The sequence below is a fragment of the Methylobacterium sp. EM32 genome, assembly GCF_040593685.1.
In the GTDB taxonomy this organism is placed as follows: domain Bacteria; phylum Pseudomonadota; class Alphaproteobacteria; order Rhizobiales; family Beijerinckiaceae; genus Methylobacterium.
The window spans coordinates 52,184-79,163 of the sequence record NZ_JBEXZS010000005.1 but is presented as its reverse complement, the minus strand read 5'-3'; the positions used below and the strand labels follow the sequence as shown (position 1 = coordinate 79,163).

Below are 26,980 nucleotides of genomic sequence, written 5' to 3'. Positions count from 1 at the left end.
GAGATTGGCGGGGCGGAGACGGGCGGGGTGGGCGCGCCGGCCAAGGTCGGCCGCGGCCGGCGCAAGATGCCGGCGGCCGAGGCCTGGATCGACCTCGCCCTCGTCGCCCGCGCTTTCCTGGACGAGACGCCGATCGACGAGATCCCGCTCGCCGCCGAGATCGCCCGTCAGACTCTCGCGGTGCAGCGCCGCCGGTGACGCCCGGCGCCATATCGCGATTCTATCGCGTGCACGCGTCGATGATATTGGATTACGACCTCCCGGCGCGGTAACACCGCGCCCAAGAGTTGGCCGGCTGCCGCCAGGGGAGCCGGTCGCCACGGGAGGTTGAAGCATGAACGCCCATCAGCATTTCATCGGCGGCACCTGGACCGGCAGCGAGGCGACCCTGCCGGTCGTCAACCCGTCGCACGGCCAGGAGATGGCCCGCATCGCCCGCGGCGGCGCCAAGGAGATCGACGACGCCGTCAAGGCCGGCCACGCCGCCATGGACGGCGAGTGGGGCCGCCTCGACGCCGCCTCCCGCGGCCGCCTGCTGCTCAAGCTCGCCGAGCTGATCCGCCGCGACGCCGAGATCCTGGCCAAGATGGAGAGCGAGGATGTCGGCAAGCCGCTGACGCTCGCCCGCAACGACGCCCAGGTCTGCGCCCGCTACTTCGAGTATTACGGCGGCGCCGCCGACAAGGTGCACGGCGACACGATCCCGTTCCAGAACGGCTTCACCGTCATGACCGTCTACGAGCCGCACGGCGTCGTCGGCGTGATCGTGCCGTGGAACTATCCGCTCCAGATGACCGGCCGCTCGGTCGCCCCGGCGCTCGCCATGGGCAACGCGGTCGTGCTCAAGCCCGCCGAGGACACCTCGCTCTCGGCGCTCCACCTCGCCAAGCTCGTGGCGGAAGCCGGCTTCCCGGCCGGCAGCCTCAACGTGGTGACGGGCCTCGGCGAGGAGGCGGGCGCGGCTCTGGCCTCGCACAAGGGCATCCACCACATCAGCTTCACCGGCTCGCGCGAGGTCGGCACGCTGATCCAGACCGCGGCGGCCAAGAACACGATTCCGGTCACGCTCGAACTCGGCGGCAAGTCGCCCCAGGTCGTCTTCGCGGATGCCGACCTGTCCGAGGCCGGCAATGTGATCGTCAAGGCGATCACCCAGAATGCCGGCCAGACCTGCTCGGCGGGTTCGCGGGTGGTGATCGAGGATAAGATCTACGACAGCTTCGTCGCCGATCTCGCCAAGCGCTTCAAGGACCTGCGCGTCGGCTCGGGCGAGCAGGACCTCGACCTCGGCCCGGTCGTCAACGCCAAGCAGTGCGAGCGGGTGCAGGGCTACATCGACCTCGCCCGCCGCGACGGCCTGACCATCCTGGCCGAAGGCGAGCTCGGCACCAACGTGCCGGGTGACGGCTACTACGTCCGCCCGACCCTGATCGGCGACGTGCCGCCGGACCACCGCCTCGCCCAGGAAGAGATTTTCGGGCCCGTCCTGGTGGCGATCCGCGTGCGCGACGAGGCCGAGGCGCTGAAGGTCGCGAACGGCACCGAGTACGGGCTCGCGGCCGGCATCTGGACCTCGGACCTCGGCAAGGCGCTGCGCCTGTCGAAGGGCATCAAGTCGGGCCAGGTCTTCGTCAACAATTACGGCGCAGGCGGCGGCGTCGAGCTGCCCTTCGGCGGCGTGAAGGGCTCGGGCCACGGCCGCGAGAAGGGCTTCGAGGCGCTCTACGGCTTCGGCTCGATGAAGATGATCGCGATCAAGCACGGGGTCTGAGGCGATGGCAGCGGGGAGTGGTGTCCGGCCGCTGACCGGCCTGACCGTGGTGGCGCTGGAGCAGGCGGTGGCGGCCCCCTACTGCTCCTCGCGCCTCGCCGACGCGGGCGCCCGCGTCATCAAGATCGAGCGGCCGGAGGGCGACTTCGCCCGCGGCTACGACGCCTCGGTGAACGGCCTGGCGAGCTACTTCGTCTGGCTCAACCGCGGCAAGGAGAGCCTGGTCGCCGACATCAAGGACCCGGGCGACGCGAAACTCCTGCACGCCGTCCTCGCGAAGGCCGACGTGTTCATCCAGAACCTGGCGCCGGGGGCCGCCGCCCGCGCCGGGTTCGGCTCGGACGACCTGCGGGCGCGCTATCCGCGGCTCATCACCGTGGACGTCACCGGCTACGGCTCCGGCCATGCCTACTCGGACATGAAGGCCTACGACCTCCTGGTCCAGGCCGAGAGCGGGCTCGCCGAGATCACCGGCCACCCGGCCGGCCCCGGCCGGGTCGGGGTGTCGGTCTGCGACATCGCCTGCGGCATGGCGGCCCATTCCGCCGTGCTGGAGGCGCTGATCGCCCGGGGCATCACCGGCGAGGGGGCGAAGCTCGAGGTCAGCCTGTTCGACGGCATGGCCGACTGGATGAACGTGCCGCTGCTCTACTTCGAGGGCACCGGCCGGGCGCCGCAGCGGGTCGGCCTCGCCCACCCGTCGATCTGCCCCTACGGCGCCTTCCCGACCCGGGACGGGGCCCTGGTGCTGATCTCGATCCAGAACGAGCGCGAATGGGCCAAGTTCTGCGCCGGGTTCCTGCGCCAGCCCGACCTGCCATCGCGGGAGGGGTTCGAGAGCAACAACGCCCGGGTGGCGAACCGCCCCGAGGTCGATGCCGTGGTGGCGCGGGTCTTCTCGGACCTCAGCCGCGACGAGGCGGCGGCGCGGCTGCGCGAGGCCGGCACGGCTTTCGGCTTCGTCAACGGCCTCGCCGACTTGGTCTCGCATCCGGCGCTGCGACGAGTGACGGTCGAGACCCATGCCGGCCCGGCCTCGATCGTCGCGCCGCCGGCGCTCCGCAACGGGCAGGCGCCGGTCTTGGGGCGGGTGCCGGGGATCGGCGAGCACAGCGAGGCGATCCGGCGGGAATTCGCCGCGTAGGGGTGAGGGCATTCGGCCCTCTCCAGATCTCTCGACGTCATCCCGGGGCTCGTCGAAGACGAGAACCCGGGATCCATAACCGCCGACGTTCCAGAAGATGTCGGAACGCGCACCTCTTCATCCGGCATCGTCAGCGGTTATGGATCCCGGGTTCCGCTATCGCGGCCCCGGGATGACGCCGTGCTGTGTCCGGCCTATTCTGCGAACATCAGCGACGTAGAACATCCTCGGGAGGACCACCATGGCCACCATTCGCGAAGACGACTTGGTCGCCTCCATCGCCGACGCCCTGCAATTCATCTCGTACTATCACCCGGCCGACTACATCGAGAACCTCGCCGACGCCTGGCGGCGCGAGGAGAGCCCGGCGGCGCGGGACGCCATGGCGCAGATCCTGGTCAATTCCCGCATGGCCGCCTTCGGCCGGCGGCCGATCTGCCAGGATACCGGCACGGCTCAAGTGTTCATGAAGGTCGGGCTCGGCGCCCGCATCGTCTCGAACCGCTCGCTCCAGGAGATCGTCGACGAGGGCGTGCGCCGGGCCTGGCGCGAGGAGCGCAACCCGCTGCGCGCCTCCGTCGTCTCCGAGCCGCTGTTCGGCCGCCGCAACACCGGCGACAACGCGCCCGCCATGCTCCACGTCGAGATGGTGGCGGGCGAGACGGTCGAGGTCCATGTCGCGGCCAAGGGCGGCGGCTCGGAGAACAAGGCGAAGTTCGCCGCCCTCAACCCGAGCGACTCGGTCGCCGACTGGGTGGTGCGCACCGTCGAGACGCTGGGCGCCGGCTGGTGCCCGCCGGGCATGCTCGGCCTCGGCGTCGGCGGCTCGCCCGAGAAGGCGATGACGCTCGCCAAGCTCTCGCTTCTCGACCCCATCGACCTGCCGCAGATCCGCGCCCGCGGCCCGTCCTCCAAGGAGGAGGAACTGCGGCTCGAGATCTTCGAGCGGGTCAACGCGCTCGGCATCGGCGCGCAGGGGCTCGGCGGCCTCACCACCGTGTTGGATGTGAAGCTGAAGACCTTCCCGGTCCACGCCGCCTCGCTCCCGGTCGGCCTGATTCCGCAATGCGCCGCCGACCGGCACGCCCATTTCACCCTCGACGGCAGCGGGCCGGCCGTCTTCACCCCGCCCTCCCTCGACCTCTGGCCGCAGGACATCAGCGTTGCCACCGCCGCCGGACGGCGGGTCGACCTCGACCGGCTCACCCGCGAGGAGGTGGCGACCTGGCGCGCGGGCGAGACCCTGCTCCTGTCGGGCCGCCTGCTCACCGGGCGCGACGCGGCGCATTTGCGCCTGACCCGGATGCTGGAGGCGGGCGAGCCGCTGCCGGTCGATCTGCGCGACCGGGCGATCTACTACGTGGGCCCGGTCGATGCCGTCGGCGACGAGGCGGTGGGGCCCGCCGGCCCCACCACCGCCACCCGCATGGACAAGTTCCTGGAGCCGATCCTGTCGCAGACCGGCCTCCTCGTCATGGTCGGCAAGGCCGAGCGGGGCCCGGCGGCCGTCGAGACCATCGCCCGCCACGGCGCGGCCTACCTGATCGCGGTGGGCGGCGCGGCCTACCTCGTGTCGAAGGCGATCAAGGCGGCGCGGGTGCTCGCCTTCGCCGATCTCGGCATGGAGGCGATCCACGAATTCGTCGTCGAGGACATGCCGGTGACGGTCGCGGTCGACGCCGCCGGCACGTCCGTCCACCACGACGGCCCGGCACGCTGGCGCCGGCCGGTGCGGGAGATGGCGCCGGCGTAACGAGCGTGGATCTCTTCCTCCCCCGCAAAGGCAGGGCTATCCGGGGAAAGCCGTGGCGCGGATAGTCTCCTCTCCCCGCGGGCGGGGAGAGGCCTGAGCTCCGAAGGGGCTCAGGGAGCCCGAAGGGCGGGGGTGAGGGGGTGTTTCCGGAGGAGCCTCACTCGTCGAGACCCCCTCACCCTCGCTTCGGCTGCGCCTCCACTTGCTGCGTTCCCTGAACGGGAACACAGCCCTCTCCCCGCGAGAAGTCGGGCTTGCCCGACTTCGTCCCTCGCTTGCAGATCCCGGGCAAGCCCGGGATCTGTCGGGGAGAGGGGAAACCCGCGCCGCCTTCTTTCCCCGGACAGCCCTGCGCAGAGGGGGTCCATGCGCGCCACCGTCACCGTTCAGTCATGCCCCCGTGCTGAATCACGCGGAACAAGGAGAACCGCGTGACCGGCCCCCCTCGCTACGCCCTCTACTTCACGCCGAAGCCCGGGTCGGACCTCGCCCGCTTCGGCAATGCCGTGCTCGGCACCGACAACCATACTGGCGCCGAGATCCCCCGCCCCGACGGGCTGGCCGACCTCGCCGGCGTGACCGAATCCCCCCGCCGCTACGGCTTCCACGCCACCCTGAAGGCGCCGATGCGTCTCGCCCGCGGCGTGAGCGAAGCCGACCTCCTGGCGGCGGCGGCCGTCCTGGCGGCGGATCATCCCCCGGTCCCGGCCGGTCCCCTGCGGGTCGCGACGCTCGGCGCCTTCACGGCGCTGATCCCTGTCGCGGCCCCGCCGGAGCTCGGCCTGTTCGCCGCCGAATGCGTCGCCGCCTTCGAGCCGCTCCGCGCGCCCCTCACCGAGGCCGAGACGGCGCGCCGGCACCCCGAGCGCCTGAGCCTCCGCGGCCGCGCGCTGCTGGCGCGGTGGGGCTACCCGCACGTCTTCGAGGAATTCCGCTTCCACATGACCCTGACCGACGCCCTGCCGGAGGCGGCCCGCGCGCCCTGGCGCGAGCGGCTGGCGGCGGCCTACGGCGCGGGCGAACCCCTCATCCTCGACGCCGTGTCGGTGCTGCGCCAGGACGGCGCGGGCCCGTTCCGGGTCGTGCAGCGCATTCCGTTCGGAGGTTGATCATGGCTGGACAGCTCGGGCTCGAACCCGCCATCGACCCGACCGCCCGGGTCAGGGAATGCCGCCTCGGCCGCTACACCGAGATCGGCCCGCGCACGAGCCTCACCGAGACCGTGCTCGACGACTATTCCTACATCGGCAACGACGGCGAGGTGATCTACACCACGATCGGCAAGTTCTGCTCGATCGCCGCGATGGTGCGGATCAACCCGGGCAACCACCCGATGGAGCGGGCTTCGCAGAGCCACTTCACCTACCGGGCCGCGTCGTACTGGCCGGAGGAAGCGAACGAGCCCGCCTTCTTCGACCGCCGCCGGGCGAGCCCAGTGACGATCGGCCACGACGTCTGGATCGGCCACGGGGTCGTGGTGCTGCCCGGGCGCAGCATCGGCACCGGCGCAGTCGTCGGGGCGGGCGCCATCGTCACCCGGGACGTCGCGCCCTACACCATCGTGGTCGGCAATCCGGCCCGCCCGGTGCGTCGCCGCTTCGACGAGGCCACCGCCGAACGCCTGCTCGCCCTCGCCTGGTGGGACTGGGACCACGACCGGTTGCGCGACGCCCTTCCGGACTTTCGCCGGCTTCCGATCGAGTCTTTCCTTGATAAGTATGCCGGCTAAGCACTGACGGACTGTCATCCGGCTGTCGTTGAACCGGCGTTTACGTTCGCCCGAACAGCGAAATCGGGCGAGCGGATGCTGGTTGTCGAGAATCTCACGCGCCAATACGGGGCGCGCCGGGCCGTGGACGGCGTCGACCTTGCTATCGAGCGCGGCAGCTTCGTCGGCGTGATCGGGCGCTCGGGCGCCGGCAAGTCGACCCTGCTGCGGATGCTCAACCGCCTCGCCGACCCGACGGCCGGGCGCATCCTCTACGACGGCACCGACGTGACGGCCCTGCGCGGCAAGGCCCTGCGCGCCTGGCGCGCCCGCTGCGCGATGATCTTCCAGCAGTTCAACCTCGTCGGCCGGCTCGACGTGATGACGAACGTGCTGATGGGCCGGCTGAATCAGGTCCCGGCGCACCGCTCGCTCCTGAAGCTGTGGAGCGCGGAGGACAAGGCGCTGGCCCTCGCCGCGCTGGAAAACTTCGACATGGGGGGCTTCGCCGCCAACCGGGCCGACCAGCTCTCGGGCGGCCAGCAGCAGCGGGTCGCCATCGCCCGCGCGCTGGTGCAGGAGCCGGAGATCATCCTGGCCGACGAGCCGGTGGCCTCCCTCGACCCGCGCAACACCCGCCTGGTGATGGACGCGCTCGCCGACGCCAACCGGCGCTACGGCATCACGGTGCTCTGCAACCTGCACTCCCTCGACCTCGCCCGCGCCTATTGCGACCGGCTGATCGGCCTCTCGGCCGGCCGGGTGGTGTTCGACGGACGCGGCTTCGACCTCACCGAGGATGTCGCCCGCACCCTCTACGGGCTCGAGGCCGGCGAGGTGATGGACCGGGGCGAGCCCGAGCCTTTCGCGGCACCGATCCCGGTCCGCCACGCCGAGGCGCTGAGCGCCTGAGACTTCTCACCCTCCCGAAAAGGACCACCCGATGCTGAACCGTCGCACCCTCGTGGGCGCCGCGCTCCTGGCGCTCGCCGCCGGCCCCGCCCTGGCGCAAAATTCCTCGGCGCAGGACTGGAAGGCCAAGTACCCCGAGCTGACGCTGGGCGTGATTCCGGCCGAGAACGCCTCCGGCACCGTCGACCGCTGGACGCCGCTCACCGCCTGCCTCACCAAGGCGCTCGGCGTCCCGGTGAAGCTGCGGGTCGCCAACGACTACGCCGCGGTGATCGAGGGCCAGCGCGCCGGCAACATCCAGATCGCCTTCTACGGCCCGGCCTCCTTCGCCCGCGCCGTCATCACCGGCGTGAAGATCGAGCCGGTGGTCAACCAGAAGCACGAGACCGGCGTGTCGGGCTACTACTCGGTGATCTACGTGAAAGCCGACAGCCCGTACAAGACGATCGAAGACCTGAAGGGCAAGAGCCTCGCCCTCGTCGACCCGAATTCGACCTCCGGCAACCAGGCTCCGCGCTTCTTCCTGCACAAGGCCGGCCACGACGTCGACAAGGTCTTCGGCAAGACCTTCTACGCCGGCAGCCACGAGAACGCCGTGCTGGCGCTCGCCCAGGGCACCGCTGACGCCGCCGCCAACTTCTGGAACTCCGACACCGACAGCAACCTGACCCGGATGCTGACCAAGGGCATGGTGAAGAACGCCGACGGCACGCCGATGAAGCAGTCGGACTTCCGCATCGTCTTCAAGTCCGAGTTCCTGCCCGAGGGCCCGTTCGCGGTGCTCGCCAACCTGCCGGACGACCTGAAGACGACGATCCGCCAGGCCTTCGTCGACCTGCCGACCAAGGACAAGGCCGCCTTCGACAAGCTCTCGGACGGCAAGGATCTCGATCTCACCCCGGTGACGCTGAAGGACTACCAGCCGATCATCGAGATGCTCCGTCACAACGACGAACAGCGCAAGCGGTCGTGAGGCTGGCGGCCTTCCTCCGGTGAGGAGGGCCGCTACGACATTAGGGCAAGGCGCGGGTCTCCCCTCTCCCGTGTGGGAGAGGGGCCGGGGGTGAGAGTGACACGCTTCAGTGTGAAGCGCTGAGCGTGGTGCTGGCAGCGGAACGGTTCAGCGTTCTGTGGAGCCGTAGCACCCTCACCCCTACCCCTCTCCCACATGGGAGAGGGGATCCCGCGCTCCGTTTTTCGCCGGACAGCCCTCCGAAAGAGGGCGCTCCATCCAGCACCGGAGACGCAAGCACCCGTGACCGTCCAGATCGACAGACTGCCTCCCGGGCGCGAGACGACGCTGCTCGCGACCTATTCCGGCGCCGTCGCGTCCACGCGCCTGCGCACGCTGGCGGTCTTCGTCGTGATCGTGGCGCTCTACCTGCTGGCTGGCTGGATGGCCGAGGTGCGGCCGCTCACCTTCCTCGACAACATCCAGAACTTCACGGCCTACATCACCCAGATCCTGCCGCCGCTGACCTGGACGAACCTGCCGGCCGACCTCGCGGCCTGGTACTGGGGCCTGCCGAAATGGCTCGGGCTCCTCGCCGAGACGGTCCTGATGGCCTATCTCGGCACGCTGTTCGGCGGCATCGCGGCCTTCGCCCTGTGCTTCCTCGCCTCCGCCAACATGGTGCGCTCAGGCTGGATCCGCTTCTGCGCCCGGCGCTTCCTGGAAGTGTGCCGCACCGTGCCGGAGGTGGTGTTCGCCCTCGTCTTCGTCATCGCCTTCGGGCTCGGGCCGATGGTCGGCGTGCTGGCGCTCGCCATCCACACCACGGGGGCGCTCGGCAAGCTGTTTTCCGAGGTCGTCGAGAACATCGACATGAAGCCGGTCGAGGGCCTGACCGGTACCGGCGCCGGATTCGTCGAGACCGTGCGCTTCGCGGTGGTGCCGCAGGTCCTGTCGAACTTCGCCTCCTACGCGCTGCTGCGCGTCGAGATCAACGTGCGGGGGGCCGGTGTGATGGGCTTCGTCGGCGCCGGCGGCATCGGACAGGAATTTTTGGTGGCGATCCGCAACTTCTATTACGCGGACGTGAGCGCGATCCTGCTCCTCATCATCCTCACCGTGGTGACGATCGACCTCGCCACCGAGCGCCTGCGCCACCACCTCCTCGGCCGGGAGGCCCACGCGTGACACGCCGCCCGCCCTCTCCCTTGCGCCGGTCTCTCCTTCGGCAAGCTGCGCTCGCCGACCTCGACGGGCTGCGCGCCCGCCACTCCCAGGTCTTCCGGGCCTCGTGGCCGCGCCGCGCCGTCGTCCTCGGCAGCCTCGCCCTGATCGTCGGTCTTGCCGTCGTCGCGATGATTCGGCTCGACTTCTCGCTGCTGCGCATCGTCCACGGCCTGCATCGCCTCGGCGACTTCGCCGGCATGATGCTGCCGCCCTCGGCGCAAGGGCGCTTCGGCCTGTTCCTGACCGCTCTCGGGGAGACCCTGGCGATCGCCTTCCTCGGCACGCTGACCGCGGCCTGCCTCGCCTTTCCGGTGGCGTTCCTCGCCGCCCGCAACGTGGTGCCGAACCCCTTCCTGCGCTTCGGGGTCCGCCGCGGCTTCGACGTGATCCGCTCGGTCGACGTGCTGATCTGGGCCCTGATCTGGATCAACGTCGTCGGCCTCGGGCCCTTCGCCGGCGCGCTCGCCATCGCGTGCTCGGATGTCGGGGCGTTCGGCAAGCTCTTCTCCGAGGCGATCGAGACCGCCGACCGCAAGGCGCAGGAGGGCGTGACGGCCTCGGGCGGCAGCCGGCTGCACCGGGTGCGCTTCGGTCTGGTGCCGGCGGTGCTCCCCGTCCTGGCGAGCCAGGTGCTGTACTTCTTCGAGTCCAACACTCGCTCGGCCACCATCATCGGCATCGTCGGGGCCGGCGGCATCGGCCAGTACCTCACCGAGCTGATCCGGGTGCTGGAGATGCAGCAGGTCGCCTTCTTGGTGCTGATGATCCTCGTCACCGTGGCGTTGATCGACCTCGTCTCGGGCCGCCTGCGCCGGGCAATCATCGGCGGTGCGGCGCACTGATCCCGCGCCGCGTAGGGGCCTGATTCCACCGCGCTTTCGCGCCCGCGAAGGCGCGTGAATTCCCGCGCGGCGCGATTGTCTTCCCCCGGGACGGGCGCCTATAAGCCGGCTGTCTCACGCGTCCCTTAGCGGCGTCGAGAGCCCCGCCGGGCGCTCTCCGCGCGCAAGGGTCGATCATCCGCCGGGGAGCGCCATGGCCGGGCATTCACAGTTCAAGAACATCATGCACCGCAAGGGCCGCGTCGACGCGGTCCGCTCGAAGGTGTTTTCCAAGCTCGCCCGCGAGATCACCGTGGCGGCCAAGCTCGGCACGCCGGACCCGTCGATGAATCCGCGCCTGCGCGCCGCCATCCTGGCGGCCCGGGCCGAGAACATGCCCAAGGACAACATCGAGCGCGCCATCAAGAAGGCGGCCGGCGGCGACGCGGAGAACTACGAGGAGATCCGTTACGAGGGCTACGGCCCCGGCGGCGCCGCCCTGATCGTCGAGGCGCAGACCGACAATCGCAACCGCACGGCCTCCGACGTGCGCTCGGCCTTCACCAAGTCCGGCGGCAGCCTCGCCGAGACCGGCGCCGTGTCGTTCATGTTCGACCGCGTCGGCCTCGTCGCCTTCGACGCCAAGGTGGCCGACGCCGACACGATGCTGGAGGCCGCCATCGAGGCCGGCGCCGACGACGTGAAGTCCGACGAGAGCGGCCACGAGATCACCTGCGAGCAGGGGGCGATGGGCGAGGTGTCCAAGACCCTGGAGGCCCGCTTCGGCGAGCCCCGCCGCACCGCCCTGATCTGGCGCGCCCAGAACACCGTCGACGTCGACGACGAGACCGCCGAGAAGCTGATCCGCCTCGTCGAGACCATCGAGGACCAGGACGACGTGCAGAACGTCTTCGTCAACTTCGCGGTCTCGGACGCCATGCTGGCGAAGATGCAGGGGTGACGGGGAGGGGCGGTCCTTCAGCGGCCGCCCTCCGCCTGTCCTGACACGACTCTTTCCCTGTCCGGAGCGGCCCGCGGCGGCGCGAGCCGCATCCCGTGACCGATCCGCGGCGCACCATGCCGGATGCCACCGCCCCGGCAGCCGGCAAGCCGTTCCTCCCCGCCGGGACGCCGCCCGAAGATTTTTTGCCTGTCCGCGGAACCTGTCCCAGATCGGCGCGTTTCATGCGCGCGAGGCCCAAACGGGCTCGCAATTTGGGCGCCGGACCGGGTCACCGTCCGACGACGCGGACGATGCTCCGGCATCCGGCGGCCCTCGTCATCACGTTGCTCTTCAGGAGGATGTGGTCATGAGGACCTACGACTTCGCCCCGCTCTACCGCTCCACCGTCGGCTTCGACCGCCTGTTCTCGATGCTCGATCAGGCCGCCCGGGTTGAGCCGTCGACGCAGTGGCCGCCCTACGACATCGAGAAGGTCGCGGACGACGCCTACCGCATCACCATGGCGGTCGCCGGCTTCTCGCCGGACGAGATCGAGCTGACCCAGCACGACACCACGCTGGTCGTCACCGGCCAGAAGAAGGACCGGGAGGCCGAGCGCGCCTACCTGCACCGCGGCATCGCGGCCCGCGCCTTCCGCCAGACCTTCAACCTGGCCGATCACGTGACGGTCACGGGGGCCAGCCTGGATCACGGCCTGCTCGCCGTCGACCTCAAGCGCGAGGTGCCCGAGGCGCTCAAGCCGCGCCGCATCGCCATCGGCGGCCGGCAGGCCGCCCTCGGGCAGGACAACGCGCCGGCGCAGGTCGAGGGCCGGGCCGCCGAGGACCGCGCCAAGGCAGCCTGATCCCCGCTCGGCCCATCGAGAAACCGACCTCGGGGGTATGCCCCCCCGGGGACCGTCCCCCTTTTCGTCGTGCTCATCAGGGAGGATGATCCATGTCGACGATGGAGACGCATCTCACCCGTTCCGGACCCGGCACGGCCGGACCCCATAACTCCGGACCCCTCAACCCGCCGACCATGCCGCCGGCCTCGTTCGAGGCCTGGCAGGCCCTCGTCGCCCCCGGCGACGTGTTCCGGCACCCGCGGGAGGTGCTGGCGCATCCGCACCTGACCCGGGCCGAGAAGCGCGCGGTCCTGGCCTCCTGGGCGTCGGATGCCTGCGCCCTCGAGGGCGCGCCGGGGCTGCGCTGCCTGGCCGGTGCCAGGGCCGAGCCGGTTTCGGTGGATGCCGTGCTGGCGGCGCTCGCACAGCTCGACCATGACGCGGCCCCTCCAGTCAGGAGCGAACCGCCGCGCAAGCGCCCCCGCGGCCTCGCGACCCTGCATCGCCACGTCCGGTCCCGCCGGCGGGACGACGATGACGATCCCCCGCCATGCCCGGCAGTGGCGATGCCCCGGCCGCGGACGCCGCCGGGTGCCGCGGCGCTCGCCCTCGGCGCTGCCGCGCGCCGCGGATCCGAGGCGCGACTGCACGCGGCTCTCGCGTGACCGGAGCGCGGCGGCCGGCCCGGACCGGCCGCCGCCTTTCTCCGGACCCGGAGGCAACCCGCGCCCGCCGCCCATGTCGGCAGGGAAGCGGACGCCGCGTCGCGGATGGTGTCCCTGGCTTGATCCTGGGTCTGCCGACGATCCCTAGCCTGACCGATGTCTCTCGATGTCCCGGCGGGGCGACCTGTCCGGACGATCGCGGGCAGAGGGCATCAGCCGCACTCCCGCCCGGTCGGCCCGGATCGCCCGACCTCCGGTGAGGGTGCTCCCTGCTTCCGGTGCCGCCTCTCGGCCTCGACCGGGACATCCCCAGTGAACCGGTCCAGACCTCCTTGACCGAGCCCTCGAGGTGCTCGGCGGACATCGAGTTCCTGGCTCCGGCGAGGGCCTCTCCTGCGCGATCAATAAATCTATGGGTCGAACGTGAAATTGCGCACCGTTTCTAATCTTTAATGATGGGTCTATAATAATAGTAAGGCCGAATACGCCGGCGCCAGGTCTAGAATTGTTATTCGCAGGTTGCCTTATACGCCGGCGTCTCGCCGTCCCTCGCGCCTTCATCCGCCTGTGGCTCCGGAGTCTCTCGATCTCCGGCCGCGTCACGAGGGCTGCGCCTCGAGCGCGAGGCGACCTTGATCCCAGCCGCGGCGGATTAGCTGCATGCCTTGCGACCGAGATGCAGACGATGGTCTTCGTCCTGATGAACATCGGCACGAACACAGAGGGAGCAGCGACGGGCTTTGCGGGCATCCTAACCGCGTTCGCGCTGGTGCTGATCCACCCGATCTCGGCCCCGACGCCTCGGTGAGTGCCCTGGCGCGTCACATCCGACCATACCGATGCCGGAGACGATCGACCAATCGATTTCGGGGAGTGGAACCCTGGCTTCGGAGTTCAACAAGTCCTGGCGGATAGGGGCCGGCTGAGCATGCAGCTCGAGACAGTCCAGCGCTGACTTGGAGATCAGCCACCCGGCATGGAGCATGCGTCGAGTGGCGGAGACGGAGGAAGTGTAATAAGATCTATTTTTCAGGTGGTTAGCACTGGCTAACCACCTGAAGTCCCTCATTGTGACTCAATGCGTTTTTTCCACGTTGGCTAACCGCCCGGCGGCGTGATCACGCTTCTGGACCCAACCTCTACGCCGTAATCTACGATCAACCGGCCGACTCAGGTTGCCCGCTCGTCCGCCATCATCCACGCTGGCGCAGGCCACATGTTACGCCAGTGAATCTGCGCGCCCGTTCCAGCCAACCGAGATGGTAGATGGTGCTCTTCTCCCAGCGGCGATTCACCTAGCCTTTTTTGGGCCGACGCGTCGGCGGCCGTGTGATCTCAACTCCGAAGGGGGAGGGGACCCCTTGGCGGGGAGTACACCCGGGGACAATGTTCAAGACTGTTGCCGGGACAGCGCCGCAGATAAATTCCGCGACGTCTGAGCCCAACCCCTGCTGGAGGCTTCGCGCGTCCTCCTTGCTCTCGATCTCGCCTGCTCCCCCAATAGATGCGGCAGCGTCACCGCGAGTGCGAAGCCAGCCCTGCGCAGGGTAGGGGTGAAGGGGGTTGTGTTCAGATTGGAGCGAACCCCCGCTCCCGACCGAGGCCGTGTGAAAACCCGGAGCCCGTAGAAGGATCTCCTCCACACGCATCCTCGGCCGCGCCGCTTCGGGCATCCTGCCATCCTTTCGGCTGCCTTCCAGGATGCTCAAATGGCGGAAGCGTGGAAGAATATTCTACAATCTCGTGGCGCGCGCGAGTTTTCACACAGCCTGGACCCGCAGCAGTCATTCGGTGGGAGCGTATCGAACGTCCGGATGGGGCGGGAAGCGATGAATGGTCTGCGGCGATCAGAAAAACGGCAGCGGACCGGGAAAGGAGCCAATCGGCACAAGGTGTGTCAGGAGCCCGGAGCCCGGTTGCCACTGATGCAGCAGCATGGCCGGAGGTTCTATGAAACTGCCGGGCTCAGCGTTGGCACCTAGCCGTAACGCGATAGCCGTCGTAGTGCTGGGCGCTGTCATCAGTAATGTGCCGCCAAAACGCCTCTGCATGAAGCGATGAATATGACCGCACAGGATGCGTTCGACGGCGGGGTAGCGCAGGATAATTTGCTCCAATCTTTCGCCATGCAGGCAGCGATAGGTGTCAATATAGGAAATGCCGCTCAGGACGGGCGGCTGATGCATCATGACGATGGTCGGGCGTTCGGGCTCCTCCGCAAGGCTTGTCTCCAGCCAGTCGCAGGCAGCATCATCCATCTCGCCATGGTGGGCTCCGGGAACCGTCACGTCGAGACCCAGGATGCGTACTGCCCCGAGATCGCCGACGGCGAAGTGAAAGGGGCCCGAGGCCGCTGGGATCGCATGGTGGGGCAAGCGAACCCTGAAGATTTCTCGGTCGTCGTGATTGCCAGGAATAATGAGGAGCGGTTGACGGATCTTGTCCAAGATCACTGCTGCATTTTCATATTCAGCTTCTGTTCCATGGTCTACGATATCGCCGCTGACGAGAACGATATCGGGCTGCGGGTCGAGATTATTCAAGTAACGGATGGCAGACTCGAACATAGAATTCGAGTTAACTAGACCATGATACAGCTTGCCGCGATCTCGCAAGTGCGGATCCGAAAAATGAGCGATCAGCATTTAGATCTCCGAAAAAATACTGGCAACTTAGGTTGCTGCCTTCGTCTGCGCATCTCGGCAAGGACTACAACGGATCGTGAGTGACGGCTCGGCGTCTGCTGACTCGATGTCGGCTTGTATCGAGATACTGCCACTCGGCATCCGTCCGGGGAACAGCCGCTTCCCACCCCATCCGGACACTCACGCGATCGCGGATGATGCCTGGTCGGATAATCAGCGATGACAAGGCGCGAAAGCGGTTCAGCGCCGCTGGCGCATTCGAAGCCGTCCACGTATCAAGGTGTAGGAGCTTTTGCAGCGTTCGTCATACCTCGGTAGCCCGATGTCCAAGCTGGCGAGCATCGCCTTTGCCGCGCTGCTGGCCTGCACCGTCACCCCCGCGGTCAGCCAGCAGCTCACGTATTCCTGGCCGGCGAATGTCGGGCCATTGAACCCTCACCTTTATGCGCCCAACCAGATGTTCGCCCAGGCCAGCGTCTACGAGCCGCTGGTCAAGTACCAGGTCGACGGCACGATGGCGCCCTGGCTCGCGACAGCCTGGACGATCTCGGAGGATAGACGCACCTACGACTTTACCCTCCGCCCTGATGTCAGCTTCAGTGACGGCACGCCGTTCAACGCCGCAGCGGTGAAGGCCAACTTCGACGCGATCCTAGCCAACCGATCCCGCCATGATTGGCTCGACCTCACCCGGCAGATTGCCCGAACCGAAGTGATTGGGCCCCTCGCCTTTCGCCTCGTGCTCAAGGCACCGCACGCCCCTACCCTAAAAGAACTCTCGCTGCCGCGGCCGTTCCGTTTCGTCTCGCCCGCCGCCATGCGGGAGGGTGGCACCACGGCCGGCGGGATCAGGGAACCCTCGGGCACGGGTCCCTGGCGCCTCGTCGAGACGCGGCTTGGGATCTCCGACACGTTCGCGGCCAACCCGACCTACTGGGGTGGGAAGCCGGCGTTCGAGCGCCTCGTCGTCAAGGTGATCCCAGACCCCAACACCCGCGCCATCGCCCTGCAAACCGGCGAGGTCGACCTGGTCTACGGTGCAGCCGGGCAGATCCCCTCGGAAGCCTTCCTACGCCTGCGCGATCAGACGCCGGCCTTCTCTGCTGCGGTCTCGACCCCGCTCGCGACCCGTGTCCTCGCGCTCAACTCCGCGCGCTTCCCGACCGATGACCGCGCGGTGCGGCTCGCGATCAACCAGGCCGTCGACAAGGAGACCCTGGTGCGCACGGTGCTCGATGGCCTCGAGCCCCGAGCCGACTTCCTGTTCTCACCCACCGTGCCCGACGCCGATGTCGGGCTCGCTCCCCATGGCTTCGACCGGACGGCGGCGGACCGTCTCCTCACCGAGGCGGGGTGGGTGCGGGGGGCCGACGGGATACGGGGGAAGGGCGGCCGTCCGCTCAGCGTCGAACTCGACTTCATCAGCACGAACGCTCAGCAGAAGGCGATTGCCGAGGTGATCCAGGCCGATCTCGCTCGGGCCGGCATCGCGGTGCGCCTCGTCGGTGAGGAGGAGAGTTCGATCCTCGCCCGCCAGAAGGACGGCCGCTTCGGGATGATCTTCGGCGAGACCTGGGGACCACCCTACGATCCCGCCTCTTTCGTGAGCGCGATGAGGGCGCCGTCGCACGCCGATTATCAAGCCCAGAAGGGCCTCCCCGACAAAGCAGAGATCGACGGCGCCATCACGGCGGCGCTCTCCGCCACGGACCCGATCGAGCGCAAGCGCCTCTACGCCCGGATCCTGACCGCCCTGCACGAAGCGGCGGTCTACCTGCCGATCTCCCACGCAGTGGCGATCGAGGTCCACCGCTCGACGATCACCGGCGTCGGCTTCGGGGCCACGCTGAACGAGATCCCGTTCGCCGCGATGCGACCGGCTGCGCCAGGAGCGAGCCGCTGATGCTGCGCTTCGCGCTGGCGCGTCTCGTGCTGATCCCGCCGATGCTGCTCGGGGTCTCGCTCCTCGTCTTCGTGGTTTTGCGGCTCGGGCCCGGCGACCCGGCTCTCGACTACCTGCGCCTGTCGCAGGTGCCGCCGACCGACGCCGCGCTCGCAGACGCCAGGGCGATGCTCGGCCTCGACCGTCCTTTTGCAGTCCAGTACCTCGACTGGCTGTGGCGAGCGCTCCAGGGCGATTTCGGCCTGTCCTACGCCACCCGCCGGCCGGTGCTGCCGGATCTCCTTGGCTACCTCCCCGCCACTCTCGAACTCGCCGGCACGGCGCTGGCGGTGAGCCTCCTCGTCAGCCTGCCGCTCGGCGCCTGGGCCGCCCGGCATCGCGGCGGCTGGCAGGACCGGCTGGTGCGCGGCATCGCGGTGCTCGGCGTCTCGCTGCCGAACTTCTGGGTCGCGTTCCTGCTCGTCGTCGCCTTCTCGGTGACCCTGGGCTGGCTGCCGCCGATGGGCCGCGGCGGGACCCTCCACCTCGTCATGCCGGCGCTCGCCATCTGCCTGATGTCGCTCTCGGTCAACGCCCGGCTCCTGCGGGCGAGCATGCTGGAGGCGGCTGGCGGCCGCCACGTGCTCTATGCGCGACTGCGCGGCCTGTCCGAGCCGGCGGTGGCGCGCCGACACGTCTTCCGCAACGCGCTGGTACCCGTCGTCACCGCGACCGGCATGCATGTCGGCGAGCTGCTCGGCGGCGCGCTCGTCGTCGAAACGATCTTCTCCTGGCCGGGGGTCGGCCGCTACGCGGTCTCGGCGATCTACGACCGCGACTATCCAGTGATTCAGTGCTTCACCCTGGTGATGACGGTGGTGTTCGTGCTGTGCAACCTTGCGGTCGACCTCGCCTACGCGTGGCTCGACCCGCGCATCCGCCTCGGGGACGCCGCCGCATGATCCCCGCCGCTCGGCCCGTCCGATCCGGCTCCGTCGCGGCCGCGGGGATCCTGGCCGCCGGCTTCGTGCTGCTGGCGCTCGTCGGGCCCCTCGTCGTGCCGCACGACCCGCTGGCGGTCGATCTCGCCCACCGCTTCGAGGCGCCGAACCTCGTCCACCTCCTCGGCACCGACCATCTCGGCCGCGACATCCTCTCGCGGCTGATCGCAGGAGCGCGCACGACCCTCGGCTCGGTGCTCGTCGTCCTCGCCCTGGTGCTCGTCCTCGGGCTGTCGGTCGGAGGGCTCGCCGGCATGGTCGGCGGCCGGCTCGACGCGGTGCTGATGCGGCTCTGCGACGTCTTCCTCACCATCCCGACCTTCGTGCTCGCCCTGTTCATGATCGGCGCGCTCGGGACCGGCCTCGTCAACGTCGTCGTGGCGATCGTGCTCTCGCACTGGGCCTGGTACGCGCGCATCGTGCGCGGTCTCGTCCTGGAACTGAAGACCCGCGACTACGTGCTGGCCGCGCGGATCGCCGGTGCGCCGCCGCTCGCGATCTTCGCCGAGCACGTGCTGCCGGGCGTCGTCCCGCCGATCGCCGCGCTCGCTACCCTCGATATCGGCCACATGGCCCTGCACGTCGCCGGTCTCTCCTTCCTCGGCCTCGGCGTGCAGCCGCCGACGCCGGAATGGGGCGTGATGATCAACGACGCGCGCGCCTTCTTCTGGACCCGGCCGCTCCTCGTCGTCTGGCCGGGCCTCGCGATCGCGCTGGCGGTACTTGGCTTCAACCGCCTCGGTGACGCCTTGCGGGACCGCCTCGACCCGGCGCTCGTCGCGGGACGCGGCCTGTGAGCGCGGGGGTTCTTCGGGCCGAGGGCCTGTCCGTCGAAAGCTGGCGCGACACACGCGCCGGCCGCGAGGCGGTGCCACTTGTCCGCGACGTCAGCCTGGAGATGCGCGTGGGCGAGGTCATGGCCCTCGTCGGCGCGAGCGGGTCCGGCAAGTCGCTGGCCTGCGCCGCCCTTCTCGACGTGCTGCCGCCGGGTACCCGACGCCGGGGAGGTCGGGTCCTCCTCGACGGGGCCGAGACCGAGCCTGCCCGCTTGCGCGGCCGGGTGGTCGCCAGCGTGCTCCAGGCGCCGCGCACCGCCTTCAATCCCTTGCGCACCATCGCCGACCATGCCGGCGAGACCCTGGCGGTGGCGGGATCGCGCGGCAGGGTCGGACGTGCCGCGATCGGCCCGGCCCTGGCGGATGTCGGGCTCGGCGACGATCCGCGCGTGCCCGGCCTCTACCCGTTCCAGATGTCGGGCGGCATGCTGCAGCGGGCGATGATTGCGCTGGCGCTCCTCTCCGGCGCTCCGTTCCTGGTGGCCGACGAGCCGACCACCGACCTCGACCTCGTCGCGCAAGGACGCATCCTCGACCTGCTGGCAAGCCTCGTGCGCGAGCGGGGCTTGGGGCTCCTCATCGTGACGCACGATCTCGGCGTCGTCGCCCGCCTCGCCGATCGGGTGGCGGTGATGGAGGCGGGGCGGATCGTCGAGGCCGGCCCCGCTGCCGCGCTCTTCGCCGATCCCCGCGAGCCGACGACGCGAGCCCTCCTCGCTGCCCACCGGGCGCTGCACGAGGTCCCGGCATGACGGCTCTCCTCGCAGCGCGCGGCCTCGGCAAGGCCTATCCCGGCGCGGGCTGGCGGCGGGGGGCGTCCCGCCCGGTCCTGACAGGGATCGATCTCACGATCTCCGACGGCGAGTGCGTCGCCCTGATCGGCCGCAGCGGCTCGGGCAAGAGCACGCTCGCCCGGCTGCTGATGGGGCTCGAGGCGGCCGATGTCGGCGCGGTGCTGTTCCGTGACAGGCCTCTCGCCGGCCTCGACCGTGGCGGGCTCCGCGCCTTCCGTGCCGCCGTGCAGATGGTGCTGCAGGATCCGCTCTCGGCGGTGAACCCGCGCCACGCGGTCGGGCGGATCCTCGCCGAGCCGCTGCGCCACCTGACCGACCTTCCGGTCGCGGCGCGCACCGGGCGCGTCGGCGAGCTTCTCGAACTGGTCGGCCTCGATCCCGAGGCGGCGGGCCGATTGCCGGGCCAGCTCTCCGGCGGCCAGGTGCAGCGGATCGGGCTCGCCCGGGCACTGGCCACCCGGCCCGCCCTCGTCGTCCTCGACGAGGCGGTCTCGAACCTCGACGCGCCGCGCCAAGTCGACATTCTCGACCGCCTCGCGACTCTGCGGCGCGAACGGGGAACCGCCTTTCTCCTCATCACCCACGACGTTCGCCTGGCGCGCCGCTTCGCGGACCGTGTCGTGGTGCTGAGCGAGGGCCGGATCGTCGATACCTCGCCGTGCCGGCCCAGCCTCGCGCTGTCGCATCCAGCTGCGCGCGAGCTGATCGATGCCGTGCTGCCGGTCTCTCCTGGGGATGCGAGCTGATGCAGCGGATCACCGTCACACTGGACCCCGACCTCGTGGCGGAGGTCGACCGGACCGTCGAGCAGCGCGGCTATGCCGGCCGCTCGGAGGCGATGCGCGACCTCCTGCGCCGCGGCCTCGCCGAGACGCGCCGTCAGCGCGACCCCGACCTGTCCTGCGTCGCGACCTTCACCTTCGTGGCCGAGGCCGGCGTGCGCGATCTGGGGCAGCGCCTGGCCGAGGTGCAGCAGCGGCGGCACGACCTGGTGATCGCTCAAGTCCAGGTTCCCCTCGACCACGACGCCAGCCTCCATACGCTCCTCGTCCGCGGCCGGGTGCGCGACATCCTCGCCTTCGCCGACGAGGTCGCGACCCAGCGCGGCGTTCGCCACGACAGTCTCTCGATCATTCCGGCGCGGATCGAGGTCGGCGACCATTGCCACGGGCCGGATCCGCACCCCCACGAACACATCCGGACGTGAACCATGGCTGCAACTCCACCCGCCCACGCCCGCCCGCTCACGTGGGCGCTCATTCTCTCGGCTGTCCTGCCGATCAACGACACGCGGGCGCAGGACACCATCGAGCTCGACGAGATCGAGGTGCAGGGCAGCCGGCCGACGGCGCCCGTGCCCACCACGACGGCCGCTGGTACGATCGGCTTGATCGGTCCGACCCCTGGCTTTCGCGGGGACCGTGCCGTCAGCAGCACGAAGACCGACACGCCTCAACGTGACGTGCCACAGGTCGTCACCGTCGCGCCGCGCGAGGTCATCACCGACATCGCCGCCACCCGCGTCGACCGCGTCTTCAACTACCTGCCGGGCGTGACGCAGCAGAACAACTTCGGCGGCCTGAGCATCTTCAGCTACGCCATCCGCGGCGTCACCACCTCGGAGATCTACCAGAACGGTTTCCCGCTCAATCGCGGCACGCCCCCGCCGCCCGATGCGCAGAACATCGAGCGGATCGAGGTGCTGAAGGGACCGGGTGCCGGCCTGTTCGGGCGCAGCGACCCGGGCGGCCTCATCAACATCATTACCAAGCAACCTACCGCCCAACGCTTCGTCGAGTTCGGCAACCAGGTCGACTCGTACGGTCTGGCTCGGGGCACCATCGACGCGGGCGGGCCTCTCACCGAGGACGGCACGGTTCTCTACCGCTTCAACTTCGCGGCGCAGGGTGCTGGCAGCTTCCGCGATTTCGTCGACAGCGATCGGCTGCTCGTCGCCCCGGTCGTGAGCTGGCAGGTCACGCCCGACACGCGGATCACGGTCGAGGCCGACATCCAGCGCAACCGGATCATCTTCGATCGCGGTGTCATCGCGATCAACAAGCAGCTCGGCTTCCTGCCGATCTCGCGCTTCCTCGGCGAGCCGGGGCAGAGCACCTATCAGTCGTCCGATACGCTGCAGGTCCGGATCGACCACCGCTTCAACGCCGACTGGCAGATGCGGCTCGCCACCCACTTCAGCACCGGTACCCTGGAAGGCGAGTCGGCGGAGATCCGCGCCATCGCGGCCGACAACCGCACCGTTTCACGCGACCGCAACGTCCGCGACTACCGTTGGGACGTGGCGATCGGCCAAGCCGAGGTGGTCGGGCGCTTCGACACCGCCGGGCTCGGCCACACCCTGCTCCTCGGCTTCGAGCGCGAGAGCACCGACAGCCGCACGCTCTACCTGCGCTCGAACTTCCGCACCAACCCCTACGCGATCGACATCTACGATCCGCGCTACGGCCAAGCGCTGCCGCCGCTCACCATCCCGCGCAACAACCTCGAGCGGGTGACGAACACTGCGCTCTACGCCCAGGATCAGATCGTGCTCTCGCCGGAGTGGAAGGCACTCGTCGGCGTGCGGTTCGACTTCTTCGAGGACTCATTCAGGGAGCGCATCCCGCGCAGCCAAGCCGACCAGATCCGAGCGGCGGCCTCGCCACGGGCCGGCCTAGTCTACCAGCCGCTGCCGGAGCTTGCGCTCTACACCAACGTCGGCACCAGCTTCCGGCCGAACATCGGCCCGGACGCAGCCGCCGTGTCGCCCGGCAAGCCGGTCGAGCCCGAGACCGGACTCGGCTACGAAATTGGCGCGAAGCTCGACCTGTTCGGCGGGGCGCTCGGACTGACGGCAGCCGCCTTCCGGGTCGAGCGGCAGAACGTGCTCACGCCCGACCCCAACAATAGCGGCTTCTCGATCGCGGCGGGCGGTGTGCGCAGCCAGGGCTTCGAGTTTACCGCCGCTGGCCAGCTCTCGCCGGAGCTGAAGATCCTGGCCGGCTACGTCTTCGCCGACGCCGTGGTGACGAAGGACAACGTGCTGCCGGTCGGCGCTCCGCTGGTCAACGTGCCGCGCCACAGCGGCAGCCTGCTCGCGGTTTACGAGGCGCAAGGCGGGGAGTGGAAGGGGTTCGGGATCGGCGGCGGTGTGCGCGCTGTCGGTGCACGGGCGGGCGACGCCGCCGGCACCGGCTTCACGCTGCCCGCGTACATCGCGGTGGACGCGCTCGCCTACTACCGCTGGGAGAACATCCGCTTCTCCCTGAATATCGAGAACGTGTTTGACACCACTTACTACGAGAGCTCGCTGAACGTATTTCGCGTTTATCCCGGATCTCCACGCCGCTTTACTGGCGCTGTATCAATGCGCTTCTAATATTGCGCCTCGAGTAGTCTATAAATAGGCTGATACGGAAGCAATATAGGAGCTGTATCTATCTGTATTGATCCTCGAACGTGTCCGCTGAGCAAATTCGGAATGAGGACAATCGGTTAGGCCAAGGACGGCGACCAAACGGGCAGCGAGTGCGTTTGCAGCGCGCTCGACACCTATCCATGCATCAGACGCACCGCCTTGATCAGTCCGTTAGGTCCTGCTTCATCGGACCGGCTCTAGCTCAGGTCCACATGAGCGGCATCCAAAATCGGACCGCGTCGTTGGTGGACGTCACAGATCCATCTTGACCGGTCATGCGTCTGTGGCATGTCCGCATGGGTATACCCATGCGGACACAGCCGCGGCAGTCCGAGATCCTGTCCACTAGGGTTGATTTAGATTAACGGACAAGTCTTTATGCGGACGTCACTTCAACGGACGCTTTCGCCGCATGTCCCAGGTCATTCTCTACGCCCGTGTGAGCACCACGGAGCAGACCGTCGCTCACCAGCGCACCCAGGCTGAGTCCGCGGGCTTCGCGATCGACGCCGTGGTCGCGGACGAGGGCGTGAGCGGCGTCAGCACCCGGCTTGCCGATCGGCCGCAGGGCCGGCGCCTGTTCGACATGCTCCGGCGCGGTGACGTGCTCGTGGTCCGGTGGGTCGACCGGCTCGGCCGCGACTACCAAGACGTGACCGACACCATCCGGGAGCTGATGCGCTGCGGCGTGATCGTCCGCACGGTCATCAACGGGCTGACGTTCGACGGCGCTACCAAGGACCCGATGCAACAGGCCGTGAGGGATGCACTCATCGCATTCATGAGCGCTACGGCACAGGCGCAGGTCGAAGCGACCAAGGAAGCACAGCGAGCCGGCATCGCCCATGCCAAAGCTCGGGATGACGCCTATCGAGGCCGGAAACCGTCCTACAGCCGCGCTCAGCTCGACATTGTGCGCGCCCAGCTCGCTCAGGGCGTAGGTGTCTCTGCCATCGCCAGGGATACTGGTCTGAGCCGTGGCACTATCTACCGCATTCAAGGGGATTCAGCTGACGCCGAGGCCGCGCTCGCCAGGTGGGGAGTGCAGTAGGTCGCGCAGGCAATCGCTGTAATTCACCCATAAAGAAAGTCGAGGGACCCATGACGGGGAGTACACCCAGGGGCCCTTATCCGAGACACTTGCCGGTATAGCGTCATAAGTAGATTCCCGAGGTCTGTACTCAACCTCACACCCGACGGGCTACATGCGCCTCTCTGCATTGCCGATACTAGATCTCGTATCGTGCAGGGGAGAGGTAAGCGCGCTTGTTAGCGGATGACGTGTCCAACATGACTCCTGGGTATTGGGTTGTGTCCAGAATACAATTTTGGCTAGAGATAGGTTCAGAGAGTCCCCAAAAGCCGCGCAATCTCTTGGTTAGTGAAGCATCTTGTCAGGAGGAGAAATCATTTGCGTTCCAGCCAACGGCAATGATTTGCAATATTTACACATCGAAATTTCATCTCTGTGAAAATTTGATGCATCTAACCGGGTCCAAGTTCATCATAATATCCCGCTAAAAATCTCAAGAGATTACGACTGCTCACTCTATTCGGTTCCCTGTCAGGCCTTCGCTTGGAGCGGGGCGCCTTTCAGAATGGGCGAGTGGCGTCGATTGCCCGAACGGAGGGCTGGCTAGCTGTCCCTACGACGGAGCGGGTGTCAGCATAGGAATGACGCCCCCACCCCTGACGAAAGTCGTTGGTGCTCTTGCGGTAGCCGGCTCCAGCCCCGCCGGCGCCTCAGCCGGTATCGGCGACCTGTCCGGCCTCCAATGCCGCTTCCGTGGCCACAGGCGGGGCGCCAGCGGCCGCGCGGGCCGCTGCGGCCACGAACGCGCTCCTCTCCTCCCGATACATGCACAGGATCCGTTGCGCGTCCGCTAGGTCGTGGGGGGCGTTTTCCCCCTTCCAGGCCGCGGCCCCCTGCCAAGCCTCACGGCCGGCGCGCAGGGCGGCCCGGATCTTACGCGCCCGCGCCAGTTGCGCGGCGCAAGCCTCCCGTGTGAAGTTTCGCACCAGCGTGACAGGGTCGACCGCGCTGCCCTCGGAGGCTAAGAGGTCCCTGGCGCTCGCATAGTCCCTGTCAGCCTCTGCTTCAGGTGTCGGGTACAGGCGCGCCTTTACCTCATTCTGGTACAGCCGCAAGGCCTCCACCATCGTCGGGTGATAGGCCGGGCCGGCCGGCTCGAGTCCGTCCGCGCGCGGTTTTTGTGCCGGCCGGGCCCGGACCACGGAGAAGCCCTTACGGTACCAAGCCGTTTCGCCAGCGTCGCGGCCGTGGCCAGGCGTAAGGAGCCGCACGAAGTAGGTGGGCCGCTCTATGCTCCCTTCCAGGAGAATGGCCACGGGCGTGCGCGGAACGGTCATCAGCCAACCGGCAGTCTCGCCCGGGGCGAGACTCGCGAACGGATCGGCCTCCATGGCCGCGGGCGCGCCGGCTGGCGCCGGAGGATCAAAATCGGCGAAGCGGTAGTGATAGGGTGCCGACTCCAGTTCCCGGCGCAAGTCTGCCGACTCCTCGGCCGTGGCGGGGCGCAGTTCCTTGACGAGGCCGCGGGACGCGGCCCCATGCTGCCCCACATGCTGAAAACTCGAAATCGTCCCCGTGCCTTCGACGATGTCAGGGAACAGCGCAATCACATCCCCTTCCGGAAAGACGCGGAACGCTACGCGGGTGACTTCGGCCGGTGCATCGGGCGTCGGCTCGACGGGGCGGAGGTAGGACTCGGCCGCGTGCTCGATGGAAGGGAATTCTATCACTGGTCCCATGTTGACCTACGTGCTCCTGCTCGATGGCTTCATGAAGACGTACCACCCGAACCACCCGAGGTTTCGCGCCCGCCGCGGAGTCGGTAAATTTGACGAAGCGTCAATACAGTAAGGCAGCATTAAGACGTGGATGGCGAAAGTGAGGAAGGGTAACGAAACTGTGGCGTCCGGGCGTTCGTGACTTCCGGGCGCCCTTGGCCCCTGCTTGGAAGCGCTTGGCCTGTGCTTGGAAATAAAAATTCCAAGCAGGGGGTAAGTGACTGAAACTGCAGGGGTTCTCAGAGTTTTGTCAGGTACACCAGCAATTTTGCTCCTCCGTCCTCTATGTGTGTGAGTTTTTATTTTTCTGTGCCCAACCCCCTTCCCGACCAGGGGGCGTCGGCCAAAAATAATATCTGTTTCACACGTGGATCAGATCAGACTTTTTGCTGGTGTACCTGACAGATCTCTAAAAAGCATATGAAATCCAATCACTTAGGGGGTGCTGGGAAACGTAATTTCCCTGCACGGTCCCAACCCTTCCCAGCAACCTCCGTTCTGGACCCAACCGTGAGCCCCGCGGACCCGGTGGGACACGTCAGACTCCTCGCAGCCGCATCGCCAGAGCACCCACCTGACCCAGGGGGGGGCGACCCCCACGTGAGCTGCCGCAGGCTCCTCCCTGTCCGAGACCTTCACGTCAGAGGTTGCGTCCAGAGACGGCCGGAACGCACGAACTGCCCGCGTCCACACCACAGCGAAGCCGAGTGAGCGGTTGAGTGCAGAGCTTCACCACTAGGTCAGAGCATCATCATCACTGCCACGGGGTTGAGGCCAGAGACGGCAGAGATGCACGAACCGGTCATCCAACGTCGTTCGGTTCGTAACAGCGTAAGGGGCGCTGTGGCCG

Annotated in this window: 24 protein-coding genes; 22 read left to right on the top strand and 2 right to left on the bottom strand. The window is 68.2% G+C overall.

Translation table 11 applies throughout. From position 1 onward, the window contains the following. The 14 genes from ABZT49_RS01355 to ABZT49_RS01290 form a co-directional block, all read left to right on the top strand. Positions 1 to 198 (top strand): hypothetical protein (locus tag ABZT49_RS01355; protein ID WP_355282007.1); only part of this gene is annotated, 198 nt, incomplete at its 5' end. Positions 199 to 334: 136 nt separating this feature from the next. Then, entirely contained in the window at positions 335 to 1,771 is a 1,437-nt protein-coding gene (locus tag ABZT49_RS01350; protein ID WP_355282004.1) for an aldehyde dehydrogenase family protein, read from the top strand. 4 nt (positions 1,772 to 1,775) lie between these two features. Then, positions 1,776 to 2,915, top strand: coding sequence for a CaiB/BaiF CoA-transferase family protein (locus ABZT49_RS01345; RefSeq protein ID WP_355282001.1), 1,140 nt, complete (start codon positions 1,776 to 1,778; stop codon positions 2,913 to 2,915). Positions 2,916 to 3,156: 241 nt separating this feature from the next. Continuing rightward, complete coding sequence (locus ABZT49_RS01340; RefSeq protein WP_355281998.1) at positions 3,157 to 4,668, top strand: fumarate hydratase; 1,512 nt, start codon at positions 3,157 to 3,159, stop codon at positions 4,666 to 4,668. 431 nt (positions 4,669 to 5,099) lie between these two features. Beyond that, positions 5,100 to 5,777 carry a DUF1045 domain-containing protein gene (locus ABZT49_RS01335; RefSeq protein WP_355281995.1) on the top strand — a complete coding sequence of 226 codons (678 nt, stop codon included), beginning with the start codon at positions 5,100 to 5,102 and terminating at the stop codon, positions 5,775 to 5,777. Between the two features lie 2 nt (positions 5,778 to 5,779). Further along, complete coding sequence (locus tag ABZT49_RS01330; RefSeq protein ID WP_355281992.1) at positions 5,780 to 6,397, top strand: chloramphenicol acetyltransferase; 618 nt, start codon at positions 5,780 to 5,782, stop codon at positions 6,395 to 6,397. 75 nt (positions 6,398 to 6,472) lie between these two features. Then, positions 6,473 to 7,288 carry a phosphonate ABC transporter ATP-binding protein gene (gene phnC / locus ABZT49_RS01325; protein WP_355281989.1) on the top strand — a complete coding sequence of 272 codons (816 nt, stop codon included), beginning with the start codon at positions 6,473 to 6,475 and terminating at the stop codon, positions 7,286 to 7,288. 31 nt (positions 7,289 to 7,319) lie between these two features. After that, on the top strand, positions 7,320 to 8,261 hold the full coding sequence (gene phnD, locus ABZT49_RS01320) for a phosphonate ABC transporter substrate-binding protein (RefSeq protein ID WP_355281986.1): 942 nt from the start codon (positions 7,320 to 7,322) through the stop codon (positions 8,259 to 8,261). A 282-nt stretch (positions 8,262 to 8,543) separates the two neighbouring features. Continuing rightward, positions 8,544 to 9,428 (top strand): phosphonate ABC transporter, permease protein PhnE, encoded by an 885-nt coding sequence (gene phnE / locus ABZT49_RS01315; RefSeq protein ID WP_355281982.1) that lies wholly within the window; start codon positions 8,544 to 8,546, stop codon positions 9,426 to 9,428. After that, entirely contained in the window at positions 9,425 to 10,309 is an 885-nt protein-coding gene (gene phnE, locus ABZT49_RS01310; RefSeq protein ID WP_355281979.1) for a phosphonate ABC transporter, permease protein PhnE, read from the top strand. The genes phnE (ABZT49_RS01315) and phnE (ABZT49_RS01310) overlap by 4 nt, the downstream gene beginning before the upstream one ends. A gap of 193 nt (positions 10,310 to 10,502) precedes the next feature. After that, positions 10,503 to 11,249 (top strand): YebC/PmpR family DNA-binding transcriptional regulator, encoded by a 747-nt coding sequence (locus ABZT49_RS01305; protein WP_093570442.1) that lies wholly within the window; start codon positions 10,503 to 10,505, stop codon positions 11,247 to 11,249. A 349-nt stretch (positions 11,250 to 11,598) separates the two neighbouring features. Continuing rightward, positions 11,599 to 12,096 (top strand): Hsp20 family protein, encoded by a 498-nt coding sequence (locus ABZT49_RS01300; protein ID WP_355281976.1) that lies wholly within the window; start codon positions 11,599 to 11,601, stop codon positions 12,094 to 12,096. 92 nt (positions 12,097 to 12,188) lie between these two features. Then, positions 12,189 to 12,743 carry a hypothetical protein gene (locus ABZT49_RS01295; RefSeq protein ID WP_355281973.1) on the top strand — a complete coding sequence of 185 codons (555 nt, stop codon included), beginning with the start codon at positions 12,189 to 12,191 and terminating at the stop codon, positions 12,741 to 12,743. A 685-nt stretch (positions 12,744 to 13,428) separates the two neighbouring features. Further along, complete coding sequence (locus ABZT49_RS01290) at positions 13,429 to 13,551, top strand: hypothetical protein (RefSeq protein ID WP_355281971.1); 123 nt, start codon at positions 13,429 to 13,431, stop codon at positions 13,549 to 13,551. 1,039 nt (positions 13,552 to 14,590) lie between these two features. On the opposite strand, the gene ABZT49_RS01285 is transcribed toward ABZT49_RS01290, so the two are convergent. After that, positions 14,591 to 15,388, bottom strand: coding sequence for a phosphodiesterase (locus ABZT49_RS01285; protein WP_355281969.1), 798 nt, complete (start codon positions 15,386 to 15,388; stop codon positions 14,591 to 14,593). A gap of 322 nt (positions 15,389 to 15,710) precedes the next feature. Here ABZT49_RS01285 and nikA point away from each other — a divergent pair, with 322 nt between their 5' ends. The 8 genes from nikA (at position 15,711) to ABZT49_RS01245 (ending at position 24,370) form a co-directional block, all read left to right on the top strand. Then, positions 15,711 to 17,291, top strand: coding sequence for a nickel ABC transporter substrate-binding protein (gene nikA / locus ABZT49_RS01280; protein ID WP_355281966.1), 1,581 nt, complete (start codon positions 15,711 to 15,713; stop codon positions 17,289 to 17,291). Then, positions 17,291 to 18,232 (top strand): nickel ABC transporter permease subunit NikB, encoded by a 942-nt coding sequence (nikB, locus tag ABZT49_RS01275; protein ID WP_355281964.1) that lies wholly within the window; start codon positions 17,291 to 17,293, stop codon positions 18,230 to 18,232. The genes nikA and nikB overlap by 1 nt, the downstream gene beginning before the upstream one ends. Further along, on the top strand, positions 18,229 to 19,068 hold the full coding sequence (gene nikC, locus ABZT49_RS01270; protein ID WP_355281962.1) for a nickel ABC transporter permease subunit NikC: 840 nt from the start codon (positions 18,229 to 18,231) through the stop codon (positions 19,066 to 19,068). The genes nikB and nikC overlap by 4 nt, the downstream gene beginning before the upstream one ends. Further along, positions 19,065 to 19,859 carry an ATP-binding cassette domain-containing protein gene (locus ABZT49_RS01265; RefSeq protein ID WP_407943419.1) on the top strand — a complete coding sequence of 265 codons (795 nt, stop codon included), beginning with the start codon at positions 19,065 to 19,067 and terminating at the stop codon, positions 19,857 to 19,859. The genes nikC and ABZT49_RS01265 overlap by 4 nt, the downstream gene beginning before the upstream one ends. Next, positions 19,856 to 20,647, top strand: coding sequence for an ATP-binding cassette domain-containing protein (locus tag ABZT49_RS01260; protein WP_355281960.1), 792 nt, complete (start codon positions 19,856 to 19,858; stop codon positions 20,645 to 20,647). The genes ABZT49_RS01265 and ABZT49_RS01260 overlap by 4 nt, the downstream gene beginning before the upstream one ends. Next, the gene (gene nikR / locus ABZT49_RS01255) at positions 20,647 to 21,108 is read left to right on the top strand and encodes a nickel-responsive transcriptional regulator NikR (protein ID WP_355281957.1); all 462 of its coding nucleotides are present in this window, start codon (positions 20,647 to 20,649) and stop codon (positions 21,106 to 21,108) included. The genes ABZT49_RS01260 and nikR overlap by 1 nt, the downstream gene beginning before the upstream one ends. A gap of 3 nt (positions 21,109 to 21,111) precedes the next feature. Continuing rightward, positions 21,112 to 23,280: a TonB-dependent siderophore receptor gene (locus tag ABZT49_RS01250; protein WP_355281955.1), complete on the top strand. Its 2,169-nt coding sequence runs from the start codon at positions 21,112 to 21,114 to the stop codon at positions 23,278 to 23,280. A 451-nt stretch (positions 23,281 to 23,731) separates the two neighbouring features. Beyond that, complete coding sequence (locus tag ABZT49_RS01245) at positions 23,732 to 24,370, top strand: recombinase family protein (protein ID WP_355281952.1); 639 nt, start codon at positions 23,732 to 23,734, stop codon at positions 24,368 to 24,370. 692 nt (positions 24,371 to 25,062) lie between these two features. Here ABZT49_RS01245 and ABZT49_RS01240 read toward each other — a convergent pair. Beyond that, the gene (locus tag ABZT49_RS01240) at positions 25,063 to 26,091 is read right to left on the bottom strand and encodes a hypothetical protein (RefSeq protein WP_355281949.1); all 1,029 of its coding nucleotides are present in this window, start codon (positions 26,089 to 26,091) and stop codon (positions 25,063 to 25,065) included. Positions 26,092 to 26,980 lie beyond the last annotated feature (889 nt).

Bases quoted from the DNA above. Each gene is read 5' to 3' on its own strand.
- ABZT49_RS01350 (WP_355282004.1), top strand. From the start codon at position 335: ATGAACGCCCATCAGCATTTCATCGGCGGCACCTGGACCGGCAGCGAG.
- ABZT49_RS01305 (WP_093570442.1), top strand. From the start codon at position 10,503: ATGGCCGGGCATTCACAGTTCAAGAACATCATGCACCGCAAGGGCCGC.
- ABZT49_RS01245 (WP_355281952.1), top strand. From the start codon at position 23,732: ATGTCCCAGGTCATTCTCTACGCCCGTGTGAGCACCACGGAGCAGACC.
- ABZT49_RS01340 (WP_355281998.1), top strand. From the start codon at position 3,157: ATGGCCACCATTCGCGAAGACGACTTGGTCGCCTCCATCGCCGACGCC.
- ABZT49_RS01240 (WP_355281949.1), bottom strand. From the start codon at position 26,091: ATGGGACCAGTGATAGAATTCCCTTCCATCGAGCACGCGGCCGAGTCC.
- ABZT49_RS01285 (WP_355281969.1), bottom strand. From the start codon at position 15,388: ATGCTGATCGCTCATTTTTCGGATCCGCACTTGCGAGATCGCGGCAAG.
- ABZT49_RS01250 (WP_355281955.1), top strand. From the start codon at position 21,112: ATGGCTGCAACTCCACCCGCCCACGCCCGCCCGCTCACGTGGGCGCTC.
- nikB (WP_355281964.1), top strand. From the start codon at position 17,291: ATGCTGCGCTTCGCGCTGGCGCGTCTCGTGCTGATCCCGCCGATGCTG.
- nikR (WP_355281957.1), top strand. From the start codon at position 20,647: ATGCAGCGGATCACCGTCACACTGGACCCCGACCTCGTGGCGGAGGTC.
- ABZT49_RS01260 (WP_355281960.1), top strand. From the start codon at position 19,856: ATGACGGCTCTCCTCGCAGCGCGCGGCCTCGGCAAGGCCTATCCCGGC.
- ABZT49_RS01290 (WP_355281971.1), top strand. From the start codon at position 13,429: ATGGTCTTCGTCCTGATGAACATCGGCACGAACACAGAGGGAGCAGCG.
- phnD (WP_355281986.1), top strand. From the start codon at position 7,320: ATGCTGAACCGTCGCACCCTCGTGGGCGCCGCGCTCCTGGCGCTCGCC.
- ABZT49_RS01330 (WP_355281992.1), top strand. From the start codon at position 5,780: ATGGCTGGACAGCTCGGGCTCGAACCCGCCATCGACCCGACCGCCCGG.
- ABZT49_RS01300 (WP_355281976.1), top strand. From the start codon at position 11,599: ATGAGGACCTACGACTTCGCCCCGCTCTACCGCTCCACCGTCGGCTTC.
- nikA (WP_355281966.1), top strand. From the start codon at position 15,711: ATGTCCAAGCTGGCGAGCATCGCCTTTGCCGCGCTGCTGGCCTGCACC.
- nikC (WP_355281962.1), top strand. From the start codon at position 18,229: ATGATCCCCGCCGCTCGGCCCGTCCGATCCGGCTCCGTCGCGGCCGCG.
- ABZT49_RS01295 (WP_355281973.1), top strand. From the start codon at position 12,189: ATGTCGACGATGGAGACGCATCTCACCCGTTCCGGACCCGGCACGGCC.
- phnC (WP_355281989.1), top strand. From the start codon at position 6,473: ATGCTGGTTGTCGAGAATCTCACGCGCCAATACGGGGCGCGCCGGGCC.
- ABZT49_RS01345 (WP_355282001.1), top strand. From the start codon at position 1,776: ATGGCAGCGGGGAGTGGTGTCCGGCCGCTGACCGGCCTGACCGTGGTG.